7 protein-coding genes and 1 pseudogene are annotated in these 6736 nt (G+C 39.8%); 4 read left to right on the top strand and 4 right to left on the bottom strand.

What is annotated here, in order from left to right:
* Positions 1–1777, top strand: a pseudogene (locus MRT15_RS08265) (ATP-dependent helicase); the annotation flags it as partial.
* A gap of 58 nt (positions 1778–1835) precedes the next feature.
* Positions 1836–2102, top strand: a complete 267-nt coding sequence (locus MRT15_RS08270) for a metal-sulfur cluster assembly factor (protein ID WP_304329609.1) — start codon at positions 1836–1838, stop codon at positions 2100–2102.
* A gap of 94 nt (positions 2103–2196) precedes the next feature.
* Here the strand turns inward: MRT15_RS08270 and MRT15_RS08275 are convergent, their stop codons facing one another.
* Genes MRT15_RS08275 through MRT15_RS08285 form a run of 3 tightly spaced genes read right to left on the bottom strand, consistent with a single transcriptional unit; the run spans position 2197 to position 4167 of the window.
* Positions 2197–2652, bottom strand: a complete 456-nt coding sequence (locus tag MRT15_RS08275) for an alanyl-tRNA editing protein (RefSeq protein ID WP_304329610.1) — start codon at positions 2650–2652, stop codon at positions 2197–2199.
* A 14-nt stretch (positions 2653–2666) separates the two neighbouring features.
* Positions 2667–2927, bottom strand: a complete 261-nt coding sequence (locus MRT15_RS08280; protein ID WP_304329611.1) for a hypothetical protein — start codon at positions 2925–2927, stop codon at positions 2667–2669.
* Positions 2911–4167, bottom strand: a complete 1257-nt coding sequence (locus tag MRT15_RS08285; protein WP_304329612.1) for an aminotransferase class V-fold PLP-dependent enzyme — start codon at positions 4165–4167, stop codon at positions 2911–2913. The genes MRT15_RS08280 and MRT15_RS08285 overlap by 17 nt, the downstream gene beginning before the upstream one ends.
* A gap of 72 nt (positions 4168–4239) precedes the next feature.
* Here MRT15_RS08285 and MRT15_RS08290 point away from each other — a divergent pair, with 72 nt between their 5' ends.
* Both MRT15_RS08290 and MRT15_RS08295 read left to right on the top strand, forming a co-directional pair.
* Positions 4240–5472, top strand: coding sequence for a cysteine desulfurase family protein (locus MRT15_RS08290; RefSeq protein WP_304329613.1), 1233 nt, complete (start codon positions 4240–4242; stop codon positions 5470–5472).
* A 6-nt stretch (positions 5473–5478) separates the two neighbouring features.
* Positions 5479–5979, top strand: a complete 501-nt coding sequence (locus MRT15_RS08295; protein WP_304329614.1) for an iron-sulfur cluster assembly scaffold protein — start codon at positions 5479–5481, stop codon at positions 5977–5979.
* On the opposite strand, the gene MRT15_RS08300 is transcribed toward MRT15_RS08295, so the two are convergent.
* On the bottom strand, positions 5972–6736 hold a 765-nt coding region (locus tag MRT15_RS08300), incomplete at its 5' end, for an NADH:flavin oxidoreductase (RefSeq protein ID WP_304329615.1). The genes MRT15_RS08295 and MRT15_RS08300 overlap by 8 nt on opposite strands.

The raw sequence follows: 6736 nt of genomic DNA on the forward strand, positions 1-6736 counted from the left end.
TAGAGTTTCCAATGGGGTTATAGTTACAGCCGACCCTGAAGACACCCTTGAAGCTATGGTTATATGTAGAGCTGCATTGAATGAGGAGCTTGAGCCAGTTAAGGTTCCCGAGAAATCCTTCGATGTCCTATGTCATCAAATAGCTTCATTATTAATGTATAGGAAGAGGTGGAGTTTCGATGAAATTCTAGATGTACTTAAAGGTTCATACCCATACTCCAATATATGTAGGGATGATCTCATATCAGTTTTAAATTATATGCATAATAGGTATCCTAGACTTGCATGGGTTTCCTTCGAAGATGGCGTTGTACTTGCACCTAGGAATAGTAGGAGTGTATATGAATACTTCTTCGAAAATCTATCCATGATACCTGATGAGAAGAAGTATTTGGTTGTGAATGTTGAGGATAATGTGCCCATAGGTTTCCTAGATGAGGTTTTCGTTTCAGAGTATGGTGATCCAGGGAGGAAGATAGTTTTCAGGGGGAGTTTATGGAAGATTAAGGAGGTTGTTGGTGATAGGATATATGTGGCTCCAGATAGTGATCCAACTGGCGCTATTCCAAGTTGGGTTGGGGAGGAGATTCCAGTTCCCTATGCTGTGGCTCAAGAAGTTGGTAGGGTTAGGGGTTACGTTGAATCTAGACTTCGCTCTGGAGCTTCATTGGATGATGTTGTAATGGAGTTGGCTGGAAAGTATCCTGTGGAGCTGGAGTCTCTTAAGAGGGCTTTAAATCATGTTTTTGAGCAAGTTAAGAGGGGGCTTCCAATTCCAAGCGATAGGGTTGTAACTTTGGAGAAGTGGGGTGAACTCATAATTTTAACAACACATCTAGGCCATCTAGCCAATAGGGCTTTATCAAGGGTTTTGGGGGATGCATTATCTGAGCTTTTAGGTCATTCCGTGGAGATTCAAGAAGACCCATATAGGATTGTGGTTAAAGCTTCTGAGGATGTGAAAGTTGAGGATGTTAGGGATTTAATAATTAGGTTGAGTGAATCTGACGTTAGGGAGAGGTCTATTAGGCTGGCTGAGAGGTCTGGCTTATTCAAGTATAGGCTTATGCATGTTGCGAGGAGGTTTGGAGCTATATCGAAGGATATGGATGCAGCCAGTATTGGTATGCGTAGACTTGTGGAGTTGTTTAAGGGGTCAGTTATATATGAGGAGGCTTTGAAAGAGTATTTGTCCATGGATATAGATGTGAATACTGCTCAATCATTCCTTAAGGATCTATCTTCAGGGGTTAGGGAGCTTAAATGCTTCGAGGTTGAAGATTTATCGCCCACATCTAGAATTGGATTGGAGAAGATATCCATGAGAAGTGAGATAATTCCACCTGAAAGGTTGAGGAGAGTTCTAATTGAAGCCACTAAGGCAAGATTGCTAAATGAAGTTAGATTCTTCGTTTGTGTTGAGAATTGGGATTGGTGGAAGCCTATTAGGATAAATGATTTGGATGTAGAAGTTAAATGTGAAGTTTGTGGTTCAAAGCTCATTGCACCACTTGATGTTGATGAAGATATTGTAAAGAGTATTGTGGGTAAACGTGGATCTAAACTTAATTCCGAGGAGAGGAGGATCGTTGAAGAAGCAATTGAGAATGCTAAGCTAATATCCGAGTATGGGAAGTTGGCTGCAATAGCCCTTGCCGGTAGAGGGCTTAACGCTAGAACAGTTAAACCAATACTTGAATCCTTCAAGGAAGCTTCAGATGCATTTTATGAGAAGATTATGGAAGCTGAGAGGAAGGCTCTTAGAAGGGGGTTCTAGGGAGCTTTGGAAACATTTAATTATATGCAAGTCCAAATGATGTGTTGGTGCATATTTCTTGAGTGGGAATGAAATCTTGGTGTCTGCAATTATGGATAAGCTTAAGGAGGTTATAGATCCAGAAGTTGGATTGAGCGTTGTGGATATGGGACTTATAAAGGATGTATCCATAATCTCTGAGGGTAAAGTTAAAATAAAGATGAGTTTAACAGTTCCATCCTTCATGTGTCCACTTGCAAGATACTTGATTCTAAGCGTTAAGAAAGCTGCTGAATCAGTTCCAGGAGTTAAAGAAGCTGAAATAGAGATAATTGAGCCATACTAAGTTTAATATAAACTGGGTATTCGGTAATAGCGTATGGCCAGTTAATTTCAAAATATTCTCTAACTTCACATTGAAAGATGCTTATAATCTGAAATCATGAAGTTACATTGAAACTTATTTCTAGAAGCTTCTTTGAAGGTCTAAATCTCGCATCTTCTATCTTTATGTAACCAATTTCCCCTGTGGTTTTTGTATGCATCTTGTTGCATGCATTTATGTTCCAATCTTCTATTATGACTATGGATAAGGTCTTCACATCTTCTGGTACTGGGAATAGATCGTACATTTCATCTCCAAAGACTCTTTCCGCTTCACCTCTATCCATTTCAATAACCTTCACTGGCACATTCTCCAAAACCTTCTTGTTTGCTAATTCCTCTATCCTCTTCAATTCTTCTTGTGATGGTTTCCTATCATATTGAACTGTTAATCTTCCATGATTCCCTTTAACGTATACGCTTGCAGTCCATTTAGCTCCCAAAACCTTTCTAACAGCTCCCTTCAATACGTGTAGTGCTGTGTGGGTTTTAACTTCCACTTCCTCTTGCAATTCTATTCATCTCCCTAGCTGAAGATTTTGTTTAGAATTCTCTTTAAATCTTCTTCGTTATCAATTCCTCTAACAAGTATTTTCCCCGTTCTGAATATGTTTAGTTCAGTTCCATTGAATTTCCCCTTAATGTATAGTCCTCCGAAATCCATTGCCTCCTTTAGTTCATTCTTCAATTTCTCCATGGCTTCCATCGTTTTGTCCATTTTCAATACAACTATGTAGTCTGCTTCCTTTCCACATGCCTTTATGATTTGTTTAACGTACTTCTCCATCCCTCTTCATCTCCACTATCTCCCTAATTACATTGAGCATTTCTTCCACTTCTGGTTTTGTGTTGTATATGTAGTAGCTTGCCCTTACACTACCCTCCTCTGCTCCAATTATTTGGTGTATTGGTTCTGCGCAGTGGAATCCGCTTCTCACTGCTATTCCATATTGGTCTAGTATTAGTGCTGTTTGATGTGGGTTTAATCCATTGATGTTGAATGCCACTATACCAACCCTTTCATTTGGATTTTTCGGTCCATAAATTTTGACATCCCCTATTTCCATCAACCCTTTCATGGTTTCTTCTACTAGCATCCTCTCATGTTTTTCAACTTCCTCCAACCCTATCTTCATTAGGTATTTGGCTGCTTCACCAAGCCCTATTACTCCAGCTATGTTTGGTGTTCCAGCTTCCAGCTTTTCAGGTCCCTCCCCCCAATCTATTTTGCATGTCCCCATTTCCGGAATCCATTTAACATTCTTTATTGTCCCTCCACCACTAACTGTTGGTTCAATTTCCTTGAGTATTTCGCTTTTAATGTATAGGACTCCTGTTCCTGATGGTCCAAGCATTTTGTGTCCGCTGAAGGCTAGGAATTCGCAATCCATATTCTTCACGTTTATTGGTATGTGTGGTGCTGATTGTGCTGCATCCACTGCTACTGGAATTCCATTTTCATGTGCTATCTTCACTATCCCTTTCACGTCGTTTATTGTTCCGAGGACGTTGGAGGCATGTGTTATCGTTATTAGCTTTGTCCTTTTGTTTATTAGTTTTGGTATATCTTCCATCTTTAGTTTTCCATCTGCATTTACCCCTATGAACTTCACTTTCACCCCTATTAATTGTGATAGTGTTATCCATGGTGTTATGTTGCTATGATGCTCCATTAATGATGTTATTATTTCATCTCCACTCTTCAACTTTCTCAGAGCCCATGTATATGCTATTATGTTTATGGCTTCAGTGGTATTCTTTGTGAATACTATCTCCCTTGGATCTGCATTTATCATCTTTGCAATTGTTTCTCTAGCTTCCTCGTATAGTTGTGATGCTTCTTGACTTAATGTGTGTATACCTCTATGTATGTTTGCATGGTTTTTCATGTAGAATTCCATAATCCTATTTATCACTTGTACTGGTTTCTGTGTTGTGGCTGCATTGTCGAAGTATATTAGCCTCTTACCATTAATCTCCCTTGAGAGTATTGGGAAGTCTTTCCTTATCTCCTCTACATTCAACATTTATACTCATCTCTAAATAATGTTTGGTAACATTTTTATTTAATTATTACCATTGTTATTTGGTATGTGTTTATGGGTAGTGAAATTAAACGTGATGCTGAGGATTTAATTAAGCTTCATGGGATTCCACCTAGGGAGGTTTATTTGGATTCTGAGAATTCTGGGTTAATATTTCCCGAGGCTCTTAAAGCTATGGTCGATTGTTATGTTTCTTATGGTTATGGTCATCCATCTATAACGCATAAGGTTGGTTGGGAGTCTTATGAAGTTCTAGTTAAATCCTCAGAGGTTATATCTAGGGCTTTAGGATGCAATTCAGATGAAATAGTTTACCTCCATAGTGGAACTGAAGCCAATAATTTGGCTGTCTTAGGTTTTGCAAAGGCTCATGGAGATTCTTCTAGGAGGAAGATTCTCGTTTCAAGTATTGAGCATTTAAGTGTAATTCATGCAGCTGAGAGTTTGGCTAAATATGGTTTTGAAGTGGTTAAGATACCTGTGGATGGTGAGGGGTTTGTGGATTTAGATGCTTTATCCTCGCTTATAGATTCCAATACTCTTATGGTTAGTGTGGGGATAGTTAATCATGAGATTGGCGTTATACAGGATTTGAGGGGGATTGTTGAGGTTGTTAAGGATCGTGATGAGAATATAGTTTTACACACGGATGCTGTGGATGCTCTTGGTAGAGTTAAATTTAACTTAAAGGATTTGGGTGTGGATTTAGCTAGTTTCAGTAGTCATAAGGTTTTCGGCCCTAAGGGGGCTGCATGCCTATATGTTAGGGATGGATTGAACCTTGAACCAATACTTTATGGTCAGTTAAGTACGCAGAGGCTTTGGCCTGGATTGGAGAATGTTCCAGCAATATGTGGTTTCGCTAAGGCTGTGGAGGTTATGATGAATAATTTTAGTGAATTTAATTCTAAGATGATGGGGTTTAGGGATATGCTCATAGATGGAATTCTAAACTCGGTGGATCACTCCATACTTAATGGTCCTAGAGGGGGGCGTAGAGTTTCAGATAATGTTAACATAAGCTTCATATATTGTGAAGGTGAAGCTTTAACTGTGGAGCTTAGTTTGAGGGGGATATACGTTTCAAGTGGTAGTGCATGTACCAGTAGGATTCTTCAGCCAAGCCACGTCCTAATAGCTATTGGTAGGAGGTTTGAAGAGGCTCATGGAAGTATATTGATGAAGGTTACGCCAATGCATAGTTCTGATGACATAAAATACGTTTTGGAGAATATCCCTAAAGCTGTGGGTAGGGTTAGATCTATTAGCCCATTTAAATCGGGGTGATGGGGTTTGTCCAGTAGAATACCATTAATATATTCCCCCAAGGTTTTGGAGTTATTTAGGAATCCTAAGAATCTTGGGGCAATACCAGATGCAGAGATACATGGAACTGCGGGTAGCTTGGCTTGTGGAGATATGATTGCAATATACATTAAACTTTCAAGTGATGGTAAAACCATTGAGAAGGCTAGTTTCGAGAGTTATGGTTGTGCAGCTAACATTGCTGCTGCAAGCATAATGACTGAGATGATTAAGGGTAAGAGTCTTGAAGAGGCTTGGAATATTGATTGGAAAACTATAACTGAAGAGTTGGGAGGACTACCAAGCGTTAAATATCATTGTGGAGTTCTTGCTGTGGGTGCTTTGAGGAGAGCTATTAGAAAGTATTTTGAGGGTAAGAAGGATAAGCCAAGCTGGCTTCCAGAGGATTTAACCCTTGAAGAGAGGCATGCCATTGAGGAGGAGAAGCTTATGGAGCAATTGTCCAAGAGGGTTCAATCGCTCAAGTAGTTTTTGATTTAATCTTCTCTAGAGCTTTCTCCGCCCATTTTGGATCTTCAAGCATGGCTCTTCCAACTGCAACTAAATCCACTCTTCCACTTTTAATTACGTTGTTGGCGTAATCTGGATCTCTTATCCCTCCAACCCCTATTACTGGTATTTTAACCTTAGATTTTATCTTTTCAGCTAGGGGGATGAAGTATCCTTGACCTGTTAGATTTGGAGGTCTGGAGCCGCATAACCCCCCTGAAACATTTATAACGTCAACCCCGCATTCTTCAAGTTTCACTGCAAATTTCATGGATTCCTCTATGGTTACTCCCCCCGGCATCATGTCATCAGCTCCAATCCTATATGATAGTATCCTCCCCCCTCCAATAACCCTCCTAACCTCCTCCACTATTTCCAATGGGAATTTAATCCTCTTTTCGAAGGTTCCTCCATATGCGTCTAGGCGTCTATTGGTTATTGGTGATGTGAATTGGTTTAGTAGGAATCCATGTGCTCCATGTATTTCAACTCCATGGAATCCCGCCTTCACAGCTATATCTGCAGCTCTTTTGAATGCTTCTTTAACTTCAATAAAGTCTTTTAGGGTCATCTCCCTGGGTTCTTCAGTCCACCCCTCAAGTTTTATTGCTGATGGTGCTATGGGTTTCTCTCCAGTTATCTTTGATGATGATCTTCCACCTCCATGATTTAATTGTATTATTGCTATAGCTCCATTCCCCCTTATTGTCTCTGCAAGTCTTCTAAGCCCCTCAAC

Source organism: Candidatus Culexarchaeum yellowstonense, from assembly GCF_024707025.1.
Taxonomy (GTDB): domain Archaea; phylum Thermoproteota; class Methanomethylicia; order Culexarchaeales; family Culexarchaeaceae; genus Culexarchaeum.

Coding starts and splice junctions, on each gene's coding strand:
- MRT15_RS08280 (WP_304329611.1), bottom strand. CDS start 2,927: ATGGAGAAGTACGTTAAACAAATCATAAAGGCATGTGGAAAGGAAGCA.
- MRT15_RS08285 (WP_304329612.1), bottom strand. CDS start 4,167: ATGTTGAATGTAGAGGAGATAAGGAAAGACTTCCCAATACTCTCAAGG.
- MRT15_RS08290 (WP_304329613.1), top strand. CDS start 4,240: ATGGGTAGTGAAATTAAACGTGATGCTGAGGATTTAATTAAGCTTCAT.